We start from the raw sequence: 19320 nt of genomic DNA on the forward strand, positions 1-19320 counted from the left end.
ATGTTTTTGGGAGCAAATTCTCAGGACACGATGCCCAGGTGCCAGGGCACGAACTCGTGGTCGCCCAGGCCCAGGGCCTCGCTCTTGGTGGCCTCGCCGCTCGCGTGGCGCAGGATCTGCTCGAAGATCTTCCGGCCCATCTCGGGCACGCTGCATTCGCCGTCCACGATCACGCCGCAGTTGATGTCCATGTCCTCTTCGAGGCGCTGGTACATGGGCGTGTTGCTGGCCAGCTTGATGGTGGGCGCGGGCTTGCTGCCGAACATGGAGCCGCGCCCCGTGGTGAAGCAGATGAGCTGCGCGCCGCTGGCGATCTGGCCGGTGGAGGCCACGGGGTCGTAGCCGGGCGAGTCCATGAACACGAAGCCATGCTCGGTGATGGGCTCGGCGTATTCGTACACCGCGCGCAGCGGCGTGGTGCCGCCCTTCATGGCCGAGCCCAGCGACTTCTCGAAGATGTTGGCCAGGCCGCCGGCCTGGTTGCCATGGCCCACCACGCCGTTGAACTGGGCGTTCTGGCCCGCGGTGTAGCGTTCCCACCAGGCCAGGCGGTCCAGCAGCTTCTGGCCCACGGCGGGGCTGATGGCGCGGCGCGTGAGCATGAACTCCACGCCGTGGATCTCGGGCGTTTCCGACAGGATGGCCGTGCCGCCGTGGCGCACCAGGATGTCCATGGCCGCGCCCAGCGCGGGGTTGGCGGTGATGCCCGAGAAACCGTCCGAGCCGCCGCATTCCAGTCCGATCTTGAGGTGGCTCGCGCTCACGGTGCTGCGCCGCGCCTGGTTGGCGATGGGCAGCATCTCCTCGATGGCCGCGATGCCCGCCGCGATGGTGGCACGCGTGCCGCCCACGTCCTGCATCACCAGCGTGCGCATGAGCTTGCCTTCCTGCAGCCCTTGCGACTCCACCAGGGAGGCGACCTGGTTGCGCTCGCAGCCCAGGCCCACGATGAGCACGCCCGCCAGGTTGGGGTGGCGCGCATAGCCCGCCAGCGTGCGGCGCAGCACGTCGAAGTGCTCGCTGGGCGAGGACATGCCGCAGCCGCTGGTCTGCGCGAAGGCGGCCACGCCGTCCACGTGCGGAAAGTCGGCCAGGCGCTCGGGCGTGAAGTGCGCGGCGATGTTCTTGATCACGGTGGCCGAGCAGTTCACCGACGACAGGATGCCGATGAAGTTGCGCGTGCCCACGCCGCCGCCCGCGCGCACGAAGCCCTGGAAGGTGGCGCGCTCGCCCTCGGGCACGTACGCCACGGGCCGCACGTCGGCGCCAAACGCCGGGTCGCGGTAGTGCTCCACCAGCCGCAGGTTGTGGCTGTGCACGTAGTCGCCGGGCTCCAGGTCGCGCGTGGCGACGCCGATCACGGTGTCGTACTTCTTGACCTGCTCGCCCTCGGCGATGCGGCGCGCGGCGATCTTGTGGCCCGCGGGCACCTGGGCGCGCGTGCGCACGCCGAGTTCGGGAATCTCCTGCCCCAGCGCCAGCGCCGTCTTGGCGACGAGCACGTTGTCGTGGGGGTGCAAGTGCAGCAGCGGGCTGGCGAGCAGGCCGGGGGCCGTGGGGGCGTTCATCGTGGGCCTTGTGGTGGGGGTGTGATTCTGGTGGCTGCGGGGCTCAACTGCGCATCAGCTCTCGCAGCTTGAGTTTTTCGATGAGCACGGTCTCCTTGGCGTAGACCGTGTTCACGTACTTTTCGTAGTCAGGGCCGTCCAGGTACAGCAGCGGCGCGTCGAGCTTGTCGGCCACGGTCTTGAATTCGGGGCTGGCCACGGCCTGCTTGAAGGCTTCACGCAGCCGGGCGGCGATGGCGGGGTCCAGGCCCCGGGGCGCGCCGATGCCGTTGGGAGCGTCCACCACCACGTCATAGCCGGATTCGCGCAGCGTCGGGACCTCCTTGAAGCGGGCCGTGCGCTGCTCGCCCCAGGTGGCCAACAGGCGCAGCTTGCCGGCCTCCACGTGCGGCGCCCACGAGCTGGAGTCGGCGAGCGCGTCCACGTGGCCGCCCAGCACGCCCTGCAGCGCCTCGGCGCCGCCCTTGTAGGGCACGTGGTTGAGCTGGATGCCCGCGGCGCCCGCGAACTCCTCCATGCCCACATGCGTGGCGCCGCCCACGCCGGCGTGGGCATAGGTCACCTTGCCGGGGTGGGCCTTGGCGTGCTGCACGAAGTCCTTGAGCGTCTTGAATGGCGAGCTGGCGGGCACGGCGATGCCGAAGGTCTGGCCCGAGGTGCGCGCGAGGTAGGTGAAGTCCTTGCGCGGGTCGGCCTGCAGCGTGCCCAGCTGCGAGAAGCGCGTGACCGAGATCGGGATCTGGCCGACGGTGTAGCCGTCGGGCCTGGCCGAGGCCAGCGCCTTGGCGCCGATCATGCCGGACGCGCCCACCTTGTTTTCCACCGCGATGCTCTGGCCCAGCACCCGGCCCGCCACCGCGCACAGCGCGCGCATCGACTGGTCGGCCGTGCCGCCCGCGGGCCAGGGGCAGATGAAGGTGAGGGGGCGCTCGGGCCAGGCCTGGGCGAAAAGGCTGCCGGACGGGGTGGCCGTCAGTGCGCTGGCGCTCAATGCGCCCAGCACGAACTGGCGCCTTGCGATGCGGGGGGTGTTGTGCATGCCTGTCTCCTGTTGTTTGTGGGGTCGGGAGCCGCCATTGTTCAGAACCGGTGCATAACAATCCAATGAAGATATGGACTGGCTTCATTGCCTTGAAGTAATGTATCGAGCCCGCCAGAAAGAAGACCACGATGGCCAAGATCGACCGCGTACTGCGCTCCAACCTCAAGCTGCGCCACCTGCAGATGCTCGTGGCGCTCGACCAGTTCCGCCACCTGGGCCGCGCGGCGGAGTTCCTGTCGGTCACGCAGCCGGCGGTCTCCAAGACGCTGGCCGAGATCGAGCGCATGTTCGGCCTGCCGCTGTTCGAGCGCTCCACGCGCGGCACCGAGCCCACGGCCGCGGGCGCGAGCGTGGTGCGCTTCGCCCGTTCGGTGCTGGCGGGGTATGACCGCACGCGCGACGAAATCGCCGCCGAGGCCAGTGGTGCCGTGGGCCGCACCAGCGTGGGGGCCATGGTGGCGGCCACGCCGGTGCTGCTGGCGCAGGCGGTGGAGATGCTCAAGGCGCGGTCCCGCCGCACCACGGTGCTGATCGACGAAGGGGACCTCACGCGCCTGCTGCCCAAGCTGCGCCTGGGCGAGCTGGACCTGTTCGTGGGCCGCCTGGAGCCCGGCTATGCCTCGCCCGACCTGGAGACCGAGGCCCTGTATGGCGACCCCATGGTGGCCGTGGCGCACCCCACGCACCCCCTGGCCCGCAAGCGCAAGGTCGGGTGGGCCGAGGTGGCCGCGCAGCCGTGCGTGCTGCCCCCACCCTGGGCGTCGCTGCGGGTGAAGCTGGAACAGCAGTTCTTCGCGCACGGCCTGCACCCGCCGCAGGACATCATCGAATCGGCGTCCTTCCTGTCGCAGATCAGCTTCGTCCAGCAGCGCGGCGCCGTGGCCTTCATGGCGCGCACGGTGGGCCGGCATTACGCCGCGCAGGGGCTGGTGGCCGTGCTTGCGCTGCCCGTGCCGGTGGACCTGCCTCCCGTGGGGCTGATCACGCTGCGCGGGCAAAGGCCCACACCCACCACGGGATTGCTGGTGGAATGCTTGCGGGAGGTGGCCGCGGGCATCCAGGGAAAGGGAACGCGGCGGCCGCGGTGAAGGCGATATGCTGTCCTCATGCCGCCCGTGACTCCGGATCTCATTCCCCCGCGCGAAGACCCCGCCGACCTGCCGTCCACGCCGGACGGGACCGGCGCGCAGCAGGACCCGGCCCTGCTGCGCCGCCTGCTGCGGGCGAAGGACCACATGGACGCCGCCTCGCACGAAGCGTGGCCGGTGAAGCGGCTGGCCCGGGTCAGCGGCGTCTCCGACGCCCATTTCGCGCGCTCGTTCCGGCAGGCCTTCGGCATTCCGCCGCACCGCTATTTGCTCACCCGGCGCATCGAGCAGGCGACCACGCTGCTGCGGGACACGGACCTTCCCATCACGGAGATCGCCTATGCCACCGGCTGGGAAAGCCTGGGCACTTTCGGCCGCACGTTCCGGGACGTCACCGGAAAAAGCCCGAGCACCCTGCGCATCGACGCCCGGCGCGAGGCGCAGCAGCTGGGCAGCGTGCCCGCCTGTTTTCTGAAGGCCGCGCAGCGCCCGGACCTTGCCACCGCAGTTTCGGAGAAGCGCCGCCGCCTGGCGGAGGGTACAAACCGGCCCTCAACCAAGGAGATGTGATGAGCCAAGGTATCGGTGTGGTGGGTGTGTATGTCAACGACCAGGACGAAGCCCTGGCGTTCTATGTCGACAAGCTCGGATTCCGCGTCCACACGGACGTGCGCAATGGTGCCTACCGGTGGCTGACGGTGCAGCACCCCGAGCAGCCGGCGTTTCAGCTCGGCCTGTTCACGCCGGGGCCGCCGATGCACGACGAGGCCACGGCCCAGGCGCTGCGCGCCATGGTGGCCAAGGGGGCGATGCCGCCGCTGGTCCTGCATGTGCGCGACTGCCGCGCCGCATGCGCGCACATGCGCGCCCAGGGCGTGGAGTTCACCCAGGAGCCGGTGGACCGGTTCGGCCAGGTGGATGCGGGGTTCCGCGACCCGGCGGGCAACGGCTGGAAGATGATCCAGGCCGCAGGAGGCCCGCAATGAGCCGGGGCCAGGGCGTGCGGCGGTTTCACCGCTGGGTGTCGATGGCCTTCACGCTGGCCGTCGTCGCGAATTTCGCGGCGATGGCCCTGCGGGAGGGCAGCCCGCCGCCCTGGGTGACCTATGCGCCGCTGCCCCCTCTGGGCCTGCTGCTGCTGACAGGGCTGTACCTGCTGGCGCAGCCCGGCCTCCAGCGGTTCGGGGCGTGGTGGTCTTCTTCTGCAGGGGCGCGGCCGGCTCCGCCGCCCGTGTGAACCCACGCCGGCACTGCGCGCGGCCCGGCGCAAATGCCGTGCGCGGGCACGCGCCCCGGGGGTGCGGGGCGAGGGCCTACCCCTTGGAAACCAGCGCCGCGATGGCCGCGCCCACCTGCGTGGTGTCGGCCGAGCCGCCCAGGTCCGGCGTGCGCGGCCCGCTGCGCAGGACCTCCTCGATGGCCGCCACGATCGCATCGTGCGCCTGCCGCCCCGCGCCCTGGCCCTGGGTGAGGAAGTCCAGCATCAGCGCGCCCGACCAGATCATCGCGATGGGGTTGGCGATGTTCTTGCCGTAGATGTCCGGCGCCGAGCCGTGCACGGGCTCGAACAGGCTGGGGAACGTGCGCTCGGGGTTCAGGTTGGCCGAGGGCGCCAGGCCGATGGTGCCCGTGGTGGCGGGGCCCAGGTCGGAGAGGATGTCGCCGAACAGGTTGGTGGCGGCCACCACGTCGAAGCGCCCGGGCTGCAGCACGAAGCGCGCGGTGAGGATGTCGATGTGCTGCTTGTCCAGCGTGATCTCGGGGTAGTCCTTGGCGACTTCCTCGGCGCGCTGGTCCCACCAGGGCATGCTGATGGCGATGCCGTTGCTCTTGGTGGCCAGGGTCACGTGCTTGCGCGGGCGGCTCTGGGCCAGGTCGAACGCGAACTTCAGCAGGCGGTTGGCGCCATGGCGCGAGTAGACCGATTCCTGGATCACGATCTCGCGGTCGGTGCCTTCGTACATGATGCCGCCGAGCGAGGTGTACTCGCCCTCGGTGTTCTCGCGCACCACGTAGTAGTCGATGTCGCCGGGCTTCCTGCCCGCCAGCGGGCACGGCACGCCCTCGAACAGGCGCACGGGGCGCAGGTTGATGTACTGGTCGAATTCGCGGCGGAACTTGAGCAGCGACCCCCATAGCGAGACGTGGTCGGGCACGGTGGCGGGCCAGCCGACGGCGCCGAAGAAGATGGCGTCCATGCCCGAGAGCTGGGCTTTCCAGTCGTCGGGCATCATTTTTCCGTGGGCGGCGTAGTAGTCGCAGCTGGCCCAGTCGATGGTGGTGGTCTCCAGCGGGATGCCGAAGCGCTGGGCGGCGGCCTGCACCGCGCGCAGGCCTTCGGGCATGACTTCCTTGCCAATGCCGTCGCCGGGGATGACGGCGATCTTGTAGGGGGTGTTGGTGCTCATTCGGGGTCCTTGGTGCCTGGGGAAGAGAAAGAAGGGAAAAGAAAGCCAGGGGGAATCAGCACGGATTGTTTGGCAGTGCGGCAAAAAATACAATCCGGCAACTGTGCTCATATTCTTCACACATCGTGCATAAAAATCCGGCCACCGACGACCTGCGCGTGTTCACCGTGGTGGTGCGCAAATCGAGTTTTGGCGACGCGGCGGCGGAGCTGGGCACCTCGCCCGCGTACGTGAGCAAGCGCATCCGCCTGCTGGAGCAGGAGCTGGCCGTGAAGCTCCTGCACCGCACCACGCGGCGCGTGGCCGTGACGGAGGAGGGCGAGCGTGTCTTCCACTGGGCGCAGCGCATCCTGGACGACATGGATCAGTTGCTGCAGGAGGTGGCCATCACCCGGCGCGAGCCGCGTGGTCAGCTGCGGGTGAGCAGCAGCTTTGGCTTTGGCCGCCAGATCGTGGCGCCCGCGCTGTCGCGGCTGGTGGAGCAGCACCCCGGCCTGCAGGTGCGGCTGGAAGTGTTCGACCGGCTGGTGGACGTGGCCGGCGAAGGGTTCGACCTGGACGTGCGCGTGGGCGACGAGATCGCGCCGCACCTGATCGCCCGCCGTCTGGCGGACAACCACCGCGTGCTGTGCGCGGCGCCCGCCTACCTGGCGCGCCACGGCACGCCGCGCGCGCTGGCGGAGCTGTCCAGCCACGACTGCCTGGTGATCAAGGAGCGCGACCACCCGTTCGGCGTGTGGCGGCTGCGCAGCGGCGCGGTGGACGAGACGGTGAAGGTGCGCGGCCCGCTGTCGGCCAACAACGGCGAGATGGCGGTGCAGTGGGCGGTGGACGGGCGCGGCATCGTGCTGCGTTCGCTGTGGGACGTGGGGGCGCACCTGCGTGCGGGAAGGCTGGTGCAGGTGCTGCCCGACTGGCGGCAGGAGGCCAACGTGTGGGCCGTGTACCCCACGCGGCTGGACCGCTCGGCCAAGGTGCGGGTGTGCGTGGAGTTTCTGGAGGTGTACTTCCGCCAGGAAGCGGGGCGCCTGCAGGGCATGCCCGGGACGGCCTGAGGCCGGCCGGGGCTGCCATGGGCCGGCGCGGCGCGGGCGCCGCTGCCAGTGCCGCCCCACGGCGGCCCGCGCCCGCCGTTCAGCGGGTCCCTAGCAGCGCGGGCAGCTGCGCGGCCAGCGCGTCGATGACGATGCGCGTGCGCCGTGGCAGGGCGCGCGCCTGGGGCCAGACGGCGTGCAGTTCGTAGCCGAAGGGGCGCGCCTCGTCGAACACCTTCACCAGCGTGCCGGCGGCCACCGGCTCGGCCGCCAGCCACTCGGGCAGCCGCGCGATGCCCAGCCCCGCCGCCGCCGTGGCGGCCACCACTTCCAGGCTGTCGCAGCGCACGCGCGCGGGCACCGCGAACGTGCGCGGCTCGCCCGTGGCGTCATCGCGGTAGTGCCAGGGCTTGAGCCCGTCGTCGCGTCCGTAGCTGGCGAAGGCGTGGCGGGGCGCCTCGGCCTGCAGCGCCGCCCAGCTTGCCGGCCGGCCGTGCCGCGCCAGGTAGTCCGGCGCGGCATACAGGCCCATCCATTGATGCCCGAGCGGGCGGGCCGCGAGCGTGCTGCTGTCGTCCAGCACCCCGCTACGGATGGCCAGATCGATCCGCTCTTCCACCAGGTCCACCCGCCGGTCGCTGAAGTGCAGGTCCAGCCGCAGGCCGATGTGCTCGCGCGCCAGGCCCAGCAGCACGGGCGCGACGCAGGCGCGGCCGAACAGCGCCGGCATGCTCATGCGCAGGGTGCCCACGGGCTCGTGGCGGCCGGCCTCCACGGCGGCATCGGCCGCGTCGAGTTCGGCCAGCGCGCGGCGGCAGCGTTCGTAGTAGGCCTGTCCGTCGTCGGTCAGGCTCTGGCTGCGCGTGGTGCGGTGGAACAGCCGCACCCCAAGCCGCTGTTCCAGCCGCGCAATGCCCTTGCCCACCGCCGAGCGGGTGCGGTGCAGCCGCGCCGCCGCCAGCGCGAAGCTGCCGGCCTCCACGGCCGCCACGAAGGCCTCGATTCCCTGCAAACGTTCGTTCATTGGAGAATTTTGCTATCTAGTCATGGGAAAAACAAGAACCACTGGCATCCATGAAGCGCCAATAGCATCGAAATCTCTTTCTTTCCCTGGAACTCGACGATGCACGACACACCCGCCACCCTCCAGCGCTGGCAACTGCCCCGCTTCGGCCTCGCCCACCTGGAGCGCACCGAGGCGCCCATGCCCGCGCCCGGGCCGAGCCAGATCCTGGTGCGCACCGAGGCCGTGGCCCTCAACTACCGCGACCTGCTGATGGCGCAGGACGGCATGGGCATGCCGCTGGAATTTCCGTTCACCCCCGCCTCGGACCTGGCCGGCACGGTGTTGGCCGTGGGCGCGGGCATCACCCGCTGGCGCCCCGGCGACCGGGTGCTGAGCACCTTCTGGGGCGGCTGGCTGGAGGGCGAGCGCCCCGCCGCTGCCGTGGCCCTGGGCGCGCCGGGGCCGGGCGTGCTGGCCTCGCACATGCTGCTGGAGGCGGACTGGGCGGTGGCCGCGCCGGCCACGCTGGCCGCCGCCGCCGCGAGCACCCTGCCCATCGCCGGGCTCACGGCCTGGTTCGCGCTGGTGGAGACCGGCCATGTGCGCGCCGGGCAGGCCGTGCTCATCCATGGCACCGGCGGCGTGGCACTGTTCGGCGTGCAGATCGCCCGCCAGCACGGGGCCGTGCCCATCGTGGTCTCGGGCGATGCGGGCAAGCGCGAACAGGTGCTCGCCCTGGGCGCTGCCCATGCGCTGGCGCGCGAGGCCGACTGGCCCGCGCAGGTGCGGGCGCTGACCGGGGGGCAGGGCGCCGACCATGTGCTGGAGACGGTGGGCGGCCCCAACCTGGGCCGGTCGATGCAGGCGCTGCGCCACGGCGGGCGCGTGTCGGTCATCGGCACCCTGGCCGGCGACACGGTGAGTGCGTCGGTCTACAGCTTCCTGCTGGGGCGGGCCACCGTGCAGGGCATCGGTGTGGGCCACCGCCGCGCGCTGGAGGACCTGGTGCGCGCGGTGGATGCCACCGGGCTGCAGCCGGTGATCGCGGGCGAGTATGGCGCCGACGAAGTGCCGGCTGCTTTCGCGCACCTGCAGCGCGGCGCGTTCGGCAAGGTGGTGGTGCGCTTCTGAGCGGGTGCGCCAAGGAGCGTGTGGATGCGATATTTCAAGTAAAAATAGCCACCGGCGCTTGTCGATCAAGCGCTGGCAGCTATTGAATTGATAGTAAATCGCCGGGTGGCGAGGCGGGCGGTCAGCCGGCGAGCGCGGCCTTGACGGCGGCGGACACCTGGCCCATGTCGGCCTTGCCGGCCAGGCGGGTTTTGACCACGCCCATGACCTTGCCCATGTCGCCCGGGCCCGCGGCGCCCAGCTCGGCCACGATGGCCTTGACGGCGGCCAGGGTCTCGTCGGCCGACATGCGCTCGGGCAGGTAGGCCTGCAGCACGGCCATCTCTGCCTTCTCCTTGTCGGCCAGGTCCTGGCGGCCCGCGCCCTCGAAGGCGGTGATCGAGTCCTTGCGCTGCTTGATGAGCTTGTCCACGATGGCGACCACGGCCGCATCGTCCAGCACGATGCGCTCGTCCACTTCCCTTTGCTTCATCGCGGCCTGCAGCAGGCGGATGGTGCCCAGGCGCTCGCTGTCCTTGGCGCGCATGGCGGTCTTCATGTCTTCGGTGATCTGGTCCTTGAGGCTCATGATGGCTTCCTTTTTATGGGGTTTCAGACAGGGACGGAGGGTTTGCACAAAGCCCCTCTGGCCAGGCGCAGTGCCGCAGACAGTAGTCTTCTTGCTACGGCAAGGCGCTGCAACGACGCCAGAGGGGCTTTGTGCAAGCCCGGAAAAGCAAAAACCCGCGCTTGGCGTCCCTAGCGCGGGTTCTGGGACCCAAGCAAGAAGGCTTGGGGCCGAAGATCCATCAGTACATCTTCTTGGGCAGTTGCATGCTGCGAACGCGCTTGTAGTGGCGCTTCACGGCGGCTGCCTTCTTGCGCTTGCGCTCGGCGGTGGGCTTCTCGTAGAACTCACGGGCGCGCAGGTCGGTCAGCAGGCCGAGCTTTTCAATGGTGCGCTTGAAGCGGCGCAGGGCGACGTCAAAGGGTTCGTTTTCTTTTACGCGGATCGTAGTCATTAGCTAATGGTTTCCAAAATGTTGCCCGCAGAGGGTCTTGGGGAGATCGGGCCTCAAGACCGTGCGTGGCGGTTTCCCCGTCTGTAACTAGTATTTGGCCGACGGGGCATTGCCAGCAAAGCCGGAGATTATAGCTGAAGCGGGTTCCGCCTTGGGGTGCTTCGTGCTTCCCCCCTCTCGCGGCACGGGTGGCGGGGCCCCGCCAATCGCCCCGCACGGGCTCCCTGGCAGGGCCGCGCCGACTTTCCGGGGGGCTCGGCGTCGGCGAACCGGGCGCATCGCAGGCGGATCGGCGAAATGGCGTGGAAATTGCTTCATGTTGTAACACTCATCTTCCACCGTCGGTGGGCTGCCCGGGTCATCCGCCCGGGCGGGCCTTCGCCGCAGACACCATGGCATTCATGCACCGCGTATCGGGCTGGCTGGGCCGCCTCAGTGTGGGCCGCAAGCTCATGCTCATCTATCTGCTCGACCTGTCGGCGGTGATCTATGTCTCCAGCATCCTGATCCACGAAAAGTACGTGGCCATCGATTTCACGCGCAAGGAAATCGTGGGCACCACCTATGCGGCGGTGCTGCGCGACGGGCTCATGGGGCAGTTCCTCGATGCATCCCAGCAGCCGCCGCTCGTGGCGGACGTTCTTGCGCGGCTGGCGGGCGTGCGTGCGGCCCACGACGAGCAGCTGCATACCGAGGAGCAGGGCGAGCGCTTCAGCGGGGTGCTGCAGCAGCTGGCCGCCCACCCGCCGGCGGCCACCGATGCGCCGTCCCTCACCCGGCTGCGCAGCCAGCTGCTGCGCGACGGCCGAGAACTGCTCACCACCGTGGGCAACCAGTCCAACCTGATCCTGGACCCGGACCTGGACAGCTACTACGGCATGTCGCTGGTGGTGCTGCGCTTCCCCGAGCTGCTGCAGGCGGTGCACGACACCGTGGTGTTTCTCCATGCCGCGCCCGCGGGGCGCGGGCCGCAGTGGTCCTCCGAGCTGCTCACGCTGGTGGGCCGGCTCGACGCGGTGATGCAGGGCATCGAGTCGGACTACAACCAGGCCTTCATCGCGGGCTCTCCCGAGATGCGCACGGCCCTGATGGGCCAGCGCGAGGCGCTCAAGGCCTCGCTGGAGAGCTTCCAGGCGCTGCTGCAGGGCGTGGCGGCGGGCGAATCGCGCCTGACCCTGGCCCAGGTGGGGGCGCAGCAGGCGCAGGTGCTGGGCGCCCTGCGCGATGCCTGGGCGGTGGGCATCGTCGACCTGGAGCGGTTGCTCAACCGCCGGGTGGACGGGCTGTACGCGCGCATGTGGCTGCACCTGGGCACCGCGCTCGTGCTGCTGGGCTGCATCCTCTCTCTGGTGACGCTGGTGGCCCGGCAGATCGCCAAGCCGCTGCAGCAACTGGCGCGCGTGGCCGATGAGGTGCGCAAGAGCGGCGACCACACCCTGCGGGCCCACTGGAGCAGCAGCGACGAGATCGGCCGGCTGGTCACGGCCTTCAACGACATGCTGGCCCAGCTGGACCGCGAACGCCTGCTGCAGCAGGAGCTGGCGGCCAGCGCCCGCGCGGCCGAGGCCCAGCGCGAGCTGGTGGAGGCCTTCCCCATCCCCATGGTCGTCACCTCCATCCCCGAGCACGAGGTGCTGCATTCCAACGCCCCCGCCGCCCACTGGCTCAATGACCGCAAGACCGACCCCTGGGCCGCCGGGCTGGAGCCGGGCGTGCGCGCGCGCTTCTTCCAGCGCCTGGCGGACCAGGGCTCGGTGGACGAGTTCGAGGTGCGCTGGAAGGGCAGCCCCGAGCCCTCCTGGGCGGTGCTGTCGGCGCGGCGGCTGCAGTTCCAGGGGCGCGACTCGGTGCTCACGGCCTTCACGCCCATCAACGTGCTCAAGGTCATGGAGCAGCGCCTGGAGCTGTGGGCCAAGGTGTTCGAGGCGTCGTCCGAGGGCATCATCATCATGAATGCCGACCAGCAGATCATCAGCGTGAACAAGGCGTTCTGCCGCAGCACGCACTACGACTTCTACGAGGTGCTGGGCGAAGACCTGGGCTTCCTGCTGGAGGAGTCCGGCGGCGAGCCCCTGTCCACCCAGATCCGCCGCACCATGCTCGACAAGGAGTCCTGGCAGGGCGAGGTGCGGTTTCGCCGCCGTTCGGGCGAAACCTACCCGGCCTGGCTCATGGTGTCGGCCGTGCGCGAGGGCAAGGGCGGCGGCGCCGTGGCCAACCACATCGGCATCGCCATCGACATCACGGACCGCAAGCGCAGCGAGGAACGCATCCAGTTCCTTGCGCACCACGACGTGCTCACCGAGCTGCCCAACCGCTCGCTGTGCGTGCAGCGCCTGCAGCTGGCGCTGGCGCAGTCCAGCGTCACCGGCGAGAAGGTCGCCGTGTTGTTCATCGACCTGGACCGCTTCAAGGCCATCAACGACACGCTGGGCCACCACATCGGCGACGGGCTGCTGCGCTCGGTGGCCGGGCGCCTCACGCAGGCCGTGCGCAGCCGCGACACCGTCAGCCGCCTGGGCGGCGACGAGTTCGTGGTGGTGATGCGCGACGTGGCCGGGCGCGAGGACGTGCAGCAGCTCGTGGAGCGGCGCCTCATCCCCCTCATCCGCCAGAGCCACCCGGTGGAGGGGCATGAACTCAATGTGTCATGCAGCGTGGGCATCGCCGTGTACCCCGAGGACGGCGGCGACATCGACGAGCTGATGCGCCGCGCCGATGCGGCGATGTACGAGGCCAAGACCACGGGCCGCGACATGGCGCTGTTCTATTCGGCCGAAACGGACCAGCGCGCGCTGGCCCGCCAGTCCATGGAACAGCACCTGCGCCGCGCGCTGGAGCGCCATGAGCTGAGCCTGCACTACCAGCCCCGGGTGAGCGCCAAGAGCGGCGGCCTGCTGGGGGTGGAGGCCCTGCTGCGCTGGAACAGCCCCACGCTGGGCGCCATCCCGCCCAGCGAGTTCATCCCCATCGCCGAGGAGACCGGCATGATCCGCGCGATGGGCGGCTGGGTGCTGCAGCAGGCCTGCGAGCAGTGGGCGCGCTGGCAGGCACCGCCCGCCGGCCATCCCGCCGGGCGTGCGCCGGCCCACCCGCTGTCGGACGTCTCCATCTCGGTCAACCTCTCGGCCGCGCAACTGGCGGACCCGCAACTGGTGGCCGACATCGAGGCGCTGCTGGCCCGCACCGGCATGCCCGCCCACCGGCTCGAACTGGAAATCACCGAGTCGCAGCTCATGGACAACGCCCACGCGGCCGAGCAGCAGCTGGCCGCGCTCAAGTCGCTGGGCGTGCAGCTGTCCATCGACGATTTCGGAACCGGCTACTCCAGCCTGGCCTATCTGAAGCGCTTTGACATCGACCGGCTCAAGGTCGACAAGTCCTTCGTGCACGACATGCTGAGCAACCCCGCCGACATGGCGATCACGCGGGCCATCATCGCCCTGGGCCACACGCTGGGGCTGCGCATCGTGGCCGAGGGCGTGGAAGACCTGGCCACGGCCCAGGTGCTGAGTGCGCTGGACTGCGAGGAGCTGCAGGGCTACCACTTCAGCCGCCCGCTGCCGCCCGAGGCCCTGCTCGCCTGGGCATTGCAGCACTGCGTGCTCCATGGCGCGCCAGTGCGCGGGCTGGCTTCCGAGTGCATTCAGCTAGCCCCCCTGGCCGGATGATGTCTCCTCAATGCCGCCGTGGTCCCCATCATGCGAGCCGGATGTGCAGCGCAACGGCGAGCCCGACCAGGAGGACGCCTGGCGAGAAATTGCCCAGACACAGGGAGAGGCGAGAGGTCGAACGGCCCGAAATGCGCGAGTCGGCCCGCAGGTAGGCGTCACCTTCGTCGGTGAGCAGCCACCGCACCATCACCGCGCCCCCGGCCAGCGACCCCATGCCCAGTGCCGCAAGGATCGCGATGAAGATATTCCCGGCCATGCTTGCGGCCGGTACAAGGGCGATCAGCGCGCCCGTGGCCGTGGCAGCCGCTTGCCACCTCTCCGCGCGTTCGAATCCGTCCATGCCGAGGCTCCCCATGGCTGGTAAAGCGTTTGTTTGTGTGTCTGACCGGAGTGCAGGAGCCATCCCTGGGGCGCCACCTGCACAGGCGTCCTCCGCCGCCTCAATGCGCCGCCAGCGGCAGCGCCTGCGCGCAGGCATGGGCGCTGGCCCAGGCCCACTGGAAGTTGTAGCCGCCCAGCCAGCCCGTCACGTCCACCACTTCGCCAATGAAGTACAGGCCCGGCTGCGTCTTGCACTCCATGGTCTGCTGCGACAGCACGCGCGTGTCCACGCCGCCGAGCGTGACCTCGGCTTTCTTGTAGCCCTCGGTGCCGGTGGGCGTGAGCTCCCAGCGCGCCAGCTGTTCGGCCAGCCGCGCCAGGGCCTTGTCGCTGGCCTCGTTGATGGGGCGCTGCCAGTCGGCCTCGCGCTGGGCCCAGGCGTCCGCCAGGCGGCCCGGGACGAGGGCGGCCAGCTCGTTGGCGATCAGCTTGCGCGAACGGGCCTTGCCCTGCGCCAGCGCGGCGGGCAGATCCACCGTGGGCGCGAGGTCGATGGCCAGCGGCGTGCCCTCCTGCCAGTAGCTGGAGATCTGCAGCACGGCCGGGCCTGAGAGGCCGCGGTGGGTGAACAGCAGGTCTTCGTCGAAGGCCATACGGGCTTTCTTGGCACCGGTGCTGATTTGCACCGGAAGCGCCAAGCCCGCGAGTTGCGCATACGGCGCCCAGCCCGCGCCATCAAAGGTCAGCGGCACCAGACCCGGGCGGCGTTCGATGAGCGGGATGTTGAACTGCTGCGCCAGCCGGTAGCCGAAGTCGGTCGCGCCGATCTTGGGAATGGACAGCCCGCCCGTGGCGATCACCAGCGAGCGCGCCCGCACCGGGCCCCGGTCGGTATCAATTTGATAGCTGCCAGCGCTTGATGGATCAGCGCCAGGGGCTGAAAACACTATATTCTTGACCGCACAAGGCTGCCAGTGCGTCACCTGGCCCGCCGCGCACTCGGCCAGCAGCATGGCGATGATGTCCTCGGCCGAGCGGTCGGCGAACAGCTGGCCCTTGTGTTTTTCGTGGAACGCGATGCCGTGTTTTTGTACCAGCGCGATGAAGTCGGCGGGGGTGTAGCGCGAGAGCGCCGAGCGGCAAAATTGCGGGTTCTGCCCCACGAAGTGCTTGTGGGGCGCGGCGGGATCGAGGTCGCGGTTGGTGAAGTTGCAGCGCCCGCCGCCCGAGATGCGGAACTTCTCGGCCACCTTCTCGGCATGGTCGATCAGCAGCACCTTCAGGCCCCGCTGGCCCGCCTGGGCGGCGCAGAACAGGCCGGCGGCGCCGGCGCCGATGATGACTACGTCGAATGGAGGGGAGGAAGCGTGGGGCACGGTGGGGCGAAGGCGGCGTTGGCGGGCCGCCATTGTCGCCGCAGCGTTCGCACGGGGCGGGTAGGCCCCTCGAACCGGTGCCTATTGCCGGTACACGCCACCCGAGCCCACCACCGCGATGTCCACGAAGTTCGAGCCGTGGTGGTTCTGTGCGCTGAACTGGTAGCCGTAGCCGCCCAGGTCCAGGTTGCCCAGCCCCTGCATGGCCTGCACCAGACTCGCGCGCGTCACGCCGGGCCCCGCTGCGCGCAGGCCCTCGATGAGCACGCGCGCATCCATGTAGCCGGTGTAGCGGTCGTAGTCCACGGGCTTGTCGTGGCGCTTCATCGACGCCTGGAAGTCCCGCGTGAGCGCGATGGTCGGCCGGCTGGGCGAGGGGCCCGTGCGTGCCACGGCCAGGCCGCGCGCGTCTTCGCCCAGCGCCCGCAGCACCGCCGAGCCCGCGCCCAGCGACAAGGTATACACCGGCACGCCCAGGTGTGCGCGGTTGGCGCGCACGTACGCCACCACCGGAGGGCCCGCCGCCACCAGCAGCACGGCCTGTGGCTTGTGCGCGGCCAGCGCCTTGGCGGCATCGGCGGCGTCCTGGCCTTTGGGGTCCAGCGCGTGCGAGCCCGCCATGGTGGCGCCTTCGGCCGCGATCGTTTTTTCAACCAGCGGCAGCAGCAGCTTGCCGAAATCGTTGTTCTCGTAGGCGACGGCAATGCGCAGGGTCTGCACCGCCACCAGGTTGCGCACGATCCTGACCAGCTCATCGGCATAGCTGGCGCGCGTGGTGAACAGGTACGGGTGCTGCTGCGCGCGCACCGCCGGGCTGCCGGTGTACACGGAGATCAGCGGCAGCCTGGCCTGCGCGAGGTAGGGCAGCAGCCCGATGACCTGCGAGGTGCCCGACACGCCGAACAGGGCCACCACGCCTTCTTTTTCACTCAGCTGCACGGCGTTTTCCAGCGTGCGGCGCGGGTCGAAGCCATCGTCCATGGTCACCAGGCGGATCTTGCGTCCCCCGATGCCGCCCTTGGCGTTGGCGTCCTCGATGGCGGCATCCTGGCCTTCATGGATGGGCTGCAGAAACGGTGCCATGCCGCCCGACAGCGCGGTGGACCTGCCGATCAGGATGTCGCCCCTCACGTCTGCGCGGGGCTGCGCCTGGGCCATGGCCGGCAGTGGCGACAGCGCGGCGGCGGCCCAGCACAGCAGGGTGCGGCGGCATGGGCCGAAGGGGGCGCGGGCGGCGCTGGCGGCAAGGGCGAGGCGGGCGTCGGAGGGCGGCACAACGGGCATGGGGTCTCCAGGGGCGGCAGGGGGAGCCCATGGTAGGAAGGTTGCCGCGCGGGCGGCCACGGGGTTTCCCCGCAAGCACCGTCGCCCGGGGGACTGGCCGCGCGGGGCGTTAGCATGCGCCATCCATCCGCCAAGGACTGTTCCATGAATCCGATCCGCTATGCCGCCTGCGCCCTGCTGCTGCTGGGCTTTCTGGCCCCGGCCTGGGCCATCAACAAATGCACGGACGCCGATGGCAAGGTGTCGTTCCAGGACGGGCCCTGCCCGGGCCAGGGCGAGAAGGTCGAGGTGCGGCCCGCCATGCAGGGCGCCACCCCCGTGCAGCCTGCCCCTTCCACCGCGAAGGAAGGTGCCTTCGGCGCGACCTGGCAGCGCAAGCACTATCTGCAGAACCAGGGCGTGCCCCAGGCGCGCGCGGCCGTCGAGCGCAGCCAGCAGGAATGTGCGGCCACGGCGCCGGATACCGCCGTGGCCCACGCCGGCCCGCTGCGGCGCAGCACCCTGGCCTCAGGCTCCCAGTTCGCGCAGGAGCGCGCCGCCGGTGCCGACAAGGACAAGGCCGCGTGCGAGGCGCGAACCAACGAGCTGCGCAACCAGCTGAAGTCGCTCGAAGCCGAGCTCGGCAAGCTGTAGTGCGTCGGACGAACCCGCCTCACCCTTTCCAGGTGAACGGGAACTTGAACTGCTTGACGAACCCGTTGGGCACGTAGTCGCCCAGCACGCCATAGTGCTCGGGCCAGAGCTTGGTGCTTTTCACGGCGGTGCCGAACAGGTAGTCGAGAAACGCGAAGTGCGCCGCGTAGTTCTTGTCCAGCGCCTCCTGGTCCTGGCTGTGGTGCCAGTGGTGGAAGTTGGGCGTGACCAGCACGTAGCGCAGCGGCCCCAGGCGCACGCTCACGTTGGCGTGGTTGAACACCGCCTGGAAGCCGACGACCACGATGTAGGCGTCGATCACCTCCTTGGAAAAGCCCAGCACGTAGATGGGCGCGAGCACCAGGGTGCGCGTGATCAGCAGCTCCAGGATGTGCTGGCGCGAGCCGGCCATCCAGTCCATGCTTTTCACGCTGTGGTGCACGGCGTGCAGGCGCCACAGCAGCGGCACCTCGTGGTAGGCGCGGTGTGTCCAGTACTGCACGAGATCGGCCACGAGCACGATGAGGAACAGCGCCACCCAGAAGTTCAGGCCCTGCACCCAGCCGCGGATGCCGTCGTTGGCGGCCCAGCCGAAGAACTTGTGCACCAGCAGGTTGGTGGCCAGCAGCACGAAGCCCACCACCATGTGGTTCACGATGAAGTGGTGGAAATCGGTCTGCCACTCGGCGCGGAAGATGGGCTGGTCCTTGCGCAGCGCGAACAGCTTCTCGATGAAGATGAAGATCAGCGAGCTGCCCAGCAGGTCCAGGATGAACCAGTCCAGGCCGATGTAGGGCGTGTTGTCGGGAAAGTTCGGGTCCACCTCCACCTTGTGGCCGCCCAGGAAGGCGGCCAGCGCCACCATGGCGAAGGCAAACGTGGCCAGCCAGCGCGAGCGGTTGAACAGGATGTTGACCAGCGAGATGCCGCCCGCGATCGCCATGGCCGCCAGCATGATGGTGCGGATCACCGTCACGTCGTAGCTCTTGCGCAGCTGTGGCGTGGTCAGGTATTCGGGGAAGTGGAAGGCCAGCACGCCCAGGAAGCACAGGATCGCGAGCGTGAGCGCGATCACGCCCGACACCAGTCCGCGCCCCGTGCGCAGCGCGCCGTGGCTTTCGGTGAATTCATTGAGCTTGTCGATTTCGAGCATGTTTTCCCTCCGGCACCCGGTGCCTTGAACTGGCTTGTGTGGCGGGAGTGTAGCGGCCGTGGCGTTGTGCCGCCGAGACGGTGCGGCCCCTAGAATCGCGGCATGAACATCCCTTCCCACCAACTCAGCATGACCGTGCTCATGTCGCCCGACATGGCCAATTTCTCGGGCAATGTGCACGGTGGCGCCATTCTCAAGCTGCTGGACCAGGTGGCCTATTCGTGCGCCAGCCGGTATTCGGCGTGTTACGTGGTCACGCTGAGCGTGGACCAGGTGATGTTCCTGCAGCCCATCCATGTCGGTGAGCTGGTGACCTTCCTGGCCAGCGTGAACTACACGGGGTCATCGTCCATGGAGATCGGCATCAAGGTGGTGGCCGAGGACATCCGCTCGCAGGTGGTGCGCCATGTGAACAGCTGCTTCTTCACCATGGTGGCGGTGGATGAATCGCGCAAGCCGGTGACGGTGCCGGCACTGTCGCCGTCCACGGCCGACGAACGCCGCCGCTGGGAAGCGGCCCTGCTGCGCAAGGCGCTGCGCAAAGAGCTGGCGCAACGCTTCCAGCAGGTGCGCGAGTCGGCGGGCACCTGACGGCTTGATG

19 protein-coding genes are annotated in these 19320 nt (G+C 69.4%); 9 read left to right on the top strand and 10 right to left on the bottom strand.

The window, feature by feature from the left end:
- Positions 1 to 20: 20 nt before the first annotated feature.
- Complete coding sequence (locus KW843_RS04265; RefSeq protein WP_255594528.1) at positions 21 to 1568, bottom strand: UxaA family hydrolase; 1548 nt, start codon at positions 1566 to 1568, stop codon at positions 21 to 23.
- A 43-nt stretch (positions 1569 to 1611) separates the two neighbouring features.
- Positions 1612 to 2607 carry a tripartite tricarboxylate transporter substrate binding protein gene (locus KW843_RS04270; protein WP_218293845.1) on the bottom strand — a complete coding sequence of 332 codons (996 nt, stop codon included), beginning with the start codon at positions 2605 to 2607 and terminating at the stop codon, positions 1612 to 1614.
- Between the two features lie 131 nt (positions 2608 to 2738).
- Between KW843_RS04270 and KW843_RS04275 the strand changes: the two genes are divergently transcribed.
- The 4 genes from KW843_RS04275 to KW843_RS04290 are packed head-to-tail and all read left to right on the top strand — an operon-like array spanning position 2739 to position 4935.
- Positions 2739 to 3698 (top strand): LysR substrate-binding domain-containing protein, encoded by a 960-nt coding sequence (locus tag KW843_RS04275; protein WP_218293846.1) that lies wholly within the window; start codon positions 2739 to 2741, stop codon positions 3696 to 3698.
- Positions 3699 to 3716: 18 nt separating this feature from the next.
- Positions 3717 to 4268 (top strand): helix-turn-helix transcriptional regulator, encoded by a 552-nt coding sequence (locus KW843_RS04280; RefSeq protein WP_218293847.1) that lies wholly within the window; start codon positions 3717 to 3719, stop codon positions 4266 to 4268.
- Entirely contained in the window at positions 4268 to 4684 is a 417-nt protein-coding gene (locus KW843_RS04285; protein WP_218293848.1) for a VOC family protein, read from the top strand. Before KW843_RS04280 ends, KW843_RS04285 begins: the two co-directional genes overlap by 1 nt.
- The gene (locus tag KW843_RS04290; RefSeq protein WP_218293849.1) at positions 4681 to 4935 is read left to right on the top strand and encodes a hypothetical protein; all 255 of its coding nucleotides are present in this window, start codon (positions 4681 to 4683) and stop codon (positions 4933 to 4935) included. Before KW843_RS04285 ends, KW843_RS04290 begins: the two co-directional genes overlap by 4 nt.
- 76 nt (positions 4936 to 5011) lie before the next feature.
- Here the strand turns inward: KW843_RS04290 and KW843_RS04295 are convergent, their stop codons facing one another.
- Positions 5012 to 6106 carry a tartrate dehydrogenase gene (locus KW843_RS04295; RefSeq protein ID WP_218293850.1) on the bottom strand — a complete coding sequence of 365 codons (1095 nt, stop codon included), beginning with the start codon at positions 6104 to 6106 and terminating at the stop codon, positions 5012 to 5014.
- 125 nt (positions 6107 to 6231) lie between these two features.
- Here KW843_RS04295 and KW843_RS04300 point away from each other — a divergent pair, with 125 nt between their 5' ends.
- A complete protein-coding gene (locus tag KW843_RS04300; protein ID WP_218293851.1) occupies positions 6232 to 7161 on the top strand; it encodes a LysR substrate-binding domain-containing protein in 930 nt (309 codons plus the stop codon).
- Positions 7162 to 7240: 79 nt separating this feature from the next.
- Here the strand turns inward: KW843_RS04300 and KW843_RS04305 are convergent, their stop codons facing one another.
- Positions 7241 to 8164: a LysR substrate-binding domain-containing protein gene (locus KW843_RS04305; RefSeq protein ID WP_218293852.1), complete on the bottom strand. Its 924-nt coding sequence runs from the start codon at positions 8162 to 8164 to the stop codon at positions 7241 to 7243.
- A 99-nt stretch (positions 8165 to 8263) separates the two neighbouring features.
- On the opposite strand from KW843_RS04305, the gene KW843_RS04310 reads away from it, so the two are divergent.
- A complete protein-coding gene (locus KW843_RS04310; RefSeq protein WP_218293853.1) occupies positions 8264 to 9277 on the top strand; it encodes an NAD(P)-dependent alcohol dehydrogenase in 1014 nt (337 codons plus the stop codon).
- A 121-nt stretch (positions 9278 to 9398) separates the two neighbouring features.
- Here KW843_RS04310 and KW843_RS04315 read toward each other — a convergent pair whose 3' ends face one another.
- Together KW843_RS04315 and rpsU are read right to left on the bottom strand one after the other, a co-directional pair.
- Positions 9399 to 9845, bottom strand: a complete 447-nt coding sequence (locus KW843_RS04315; RefSeq protein WP_218293854.1) for a GatB/YqeY domain-containing protein — start codon at positions 9843 to 9845, stop codon at positions 9399 to 9401.
- Positions 9846 to 10065: 220 nt separating this feature from the next.
- Positions 10066 to 10278: a 30S ribosomal protein S21 gene (gene rpsU / locus KW843_RS04320; RefSeq protein WP_005799779.1), complete on the bottom strand. Its 213-nt coding sequence runs from the start codon at positions 10276 to 10278 to the stop codon at positions 10066 to 10068.
- A 392-nt stretch (positions 10279 to 10670) separates the two neighbouring features.
- Here rpsU and KW843_RS04325 point away from each other — a divergent pair, with 392 nt between their 5' ends.
- Positions 10671 to 13949, top strand: a complete 3279-nt coding sequence (locus KW843_RS04325) for an EAL domain-containing protein (protein WP_218293855.1) — start codon at positions 10671 to 10673, stop codon at positions 13947 to 13949.
- Positions 13950 to 13977: 28 nt separating this feature from the next.
- Here the strand turns inward: KW843_RS04325 and KW843_RS04330 are convergent, their stop codons facing one another.
- From KW843_RS04330 to KW843_RS04340, 3 genes are all read right to left on the bottom strand, one after another.
- Positions 13978 to 14292 carry a hypothetical protein gene (locus KW843_RS04330; RefSeq protein WP_218293856.1) on the bottom strand — a complete coding sequence of 105 codons (315 nt, stop codon included), beginning with the start codon at positions 14290 to 14292 and terminating at the stop codon, positions 13978 to 13980.
- Positions 14293 to 14392: 100 nt separating this feature from the next.
- Positions 14393 to 15649 (bottom strand): NAD(P)/FAD-dependent oxidoreductase, encoded by a 1257-nt coding sequence (locus KW843_RS04335; protein WP_370628431.1) that lies wholly within the window; start codon positions 15647 to 15649, stop codon positions 14393 to 14395.
- An 81-nt stretch (positions 15650 to 15730) separates the two neighbouring features.
- Positions 15731 to 16933, bottom strand: a complete 1203-nt coding sequence (locus KW843_RS04340; RefSeq protein ID WP_218293858.1) for an ABC transporter substrate-binding protein — start codon at positions 16931 to 16933, stop codon at positions 15731 to 15733.
- Positions 16934 to 17077: 144 nt separating this feature from the next.
- Between KW843_RS04340 and KW843_RS04345 the strand changes: the two genes are divergently transcribed.
- On the top strand, positions 17078 to 17566 hold the full coding sequence (locus KW843_RS04345; RefSeq protein WP_218293859.1) for a DUF4124 domain-containing protein: 489 nt from the start codon (positions 17078 to 17080) through the stop codon (positions 17564 to 17566).
- Positions 17567 to 17585: 19 nt separating this feature from the next.
- On the opposite strand, the gene KW843_RS04350 is transcribed toward KW843_RS04345, so the two are convergent.
- Complete coding sequence (locus KW843_RS04350; RefSeq protein ID WP_218293860.1) at positions 17586 to 18719, bottom strand: sterol desaturase family protein; 1134 nt, start codon at positions 18717 to 18719, stop codon at positions 17586 to 17588.
- Between the two features lie 102 nt (positions 18720 to 18821).
- Here KW843_RS04350 and KW843_RS04355 point away from each other — a divergent pair, with 102 nt between their 5' ends.
- Entirely contained in the window at positions 18822 to 19310 is a 489-nt protein-coding gene (locus KW843_RS04355) for an acyl-CoA thioesterase (protein ID WP_218293861.1), read from the top strand.
- Positions 19311 to 19320: the final 10 nt, after the last annotated feature.

Source organism: Acidovorax sp. sif1233, assembly GCF_019218755.1.
Classification (GTDB): domain Bacteria; phylum Pseudomonadota; class Gammaproteobacteria; order Burkholderiales; family Burkholderiaceae_C; genus Acidovorax.

Coding starts and splice junctions, on each gene's coding strand:
- KW843_RS04265 (WP_255594528.1), bottom strand. CDS start 1,568: ATGAACGCCCCCACGGCCCCCGGCCTGCTCGCCAGCCCGCTGCTGCAC.
- KW843_RS04270 (WP_218293845.1), bottom strand. CDS start 2,607: ATGCACAACACCCCCCGCATCGCAAGGCGCCAGTTCGTGCTGGGCGCA.
- KW843_RS04275 (WP_218293846.1), top strand. CDS start 2,739: ATGGCCAAGATCGACCGCGTACTGCGCTCCAACCTCAAGCTGCGCCAC.
- KW843_RS04280 (WP_218293847.1), top strand. CDS start 3,717: ATGCCGCCCGTGACTCCGGATCTCATTCCCCCGCGCGAAGACCCCGCC.
- KW843_RS04285 (WP_218293848.1), top strand. CDS start 4,268: ATGAGCCAAGGTATCGGTGTGGTGGGTGTGTATGTCAACGACCAGGAC.
- KW843_RS04290 (WP_218293849.1), top strand. CDS start 4,681: ATGAGCCGGGGCCAGGGCGTGCGGCGGTTTCACCGCTGGGTGTCGATG.
- KW843_RS04295 (WP_218293850.1), bottom strand. CDS start 6,106: ATGAGCACCAACACCCCCTACAAGATCGCCGTCATCCCCGGCGACGGC.
- KW843_RS04305 (WP_218293852.1), bottom strand. CDS start 8,164: ATGAACGAACGTTTGCAGGGAATCGAGGCCTTCGTGGCGGCCGTGGAG.
- KW843_RS04310 (WP_218293853.1), top strand. CDS start 8,264: ATGCACGACACACCCGCCACCCTCCAGCGCTGGCAACTGCCCCGCTTC.
- KW843_RS04315 (WP_218293854.1), bottom strand. CDS start 9,845: ATGAGCCTCAAGGACCAGATCACCGAAGACATGAAGACCGCCATGCGC.
- rpsU (WP_005799779.1), bottom strand. CDS start 10,278: ATGACTACGATCCGCGTAAAAGAAAACGAACCCTTTGACGTCGCCCTG.
- KW843_RS04325 (WP_218293855.1), top strand. CDS start 10,671: ATGGCATTCATGCACCGCGTATCGGGCTGGCTGGGCCGCCTCAGTGTG.
- KW843_RS04330 (WP_218293856.1), bottom strand. CDS start 14,292: ATGGACGGATTCGAACGCGCGGAGAGGTGGCAAGCGGCTGCCACGGCC.
- KW843_RS04340 (WP_218293858.1), bottom strand. CDS start 16,933: ATGCCCGTTGTGCCGCCCTCCGACGCCCGCCTCGCCCTTGCCGCCAGC.
- KW843_RS04345 (WP_218293859.1), top strand. CDS start 17,078: ATGAATCCGATCCGCTATGCCGCCTGCGCCCTGCTGCTGCTGGGCTTT.
- KW843_RS04350 (WP_218293860.1), bottom strand. CDS start 18,719: ATGCTCGAAATCGACAAGCTCAATGAATTCACCGAAAGCCACGGCGCG.
- KW843_RS04355 (WP_218293861.1), top strand. CDS start 18,822: ATGAACATCCCTTCCCACCAACTCAGCATGACCGTGCTCATGTCGCCC.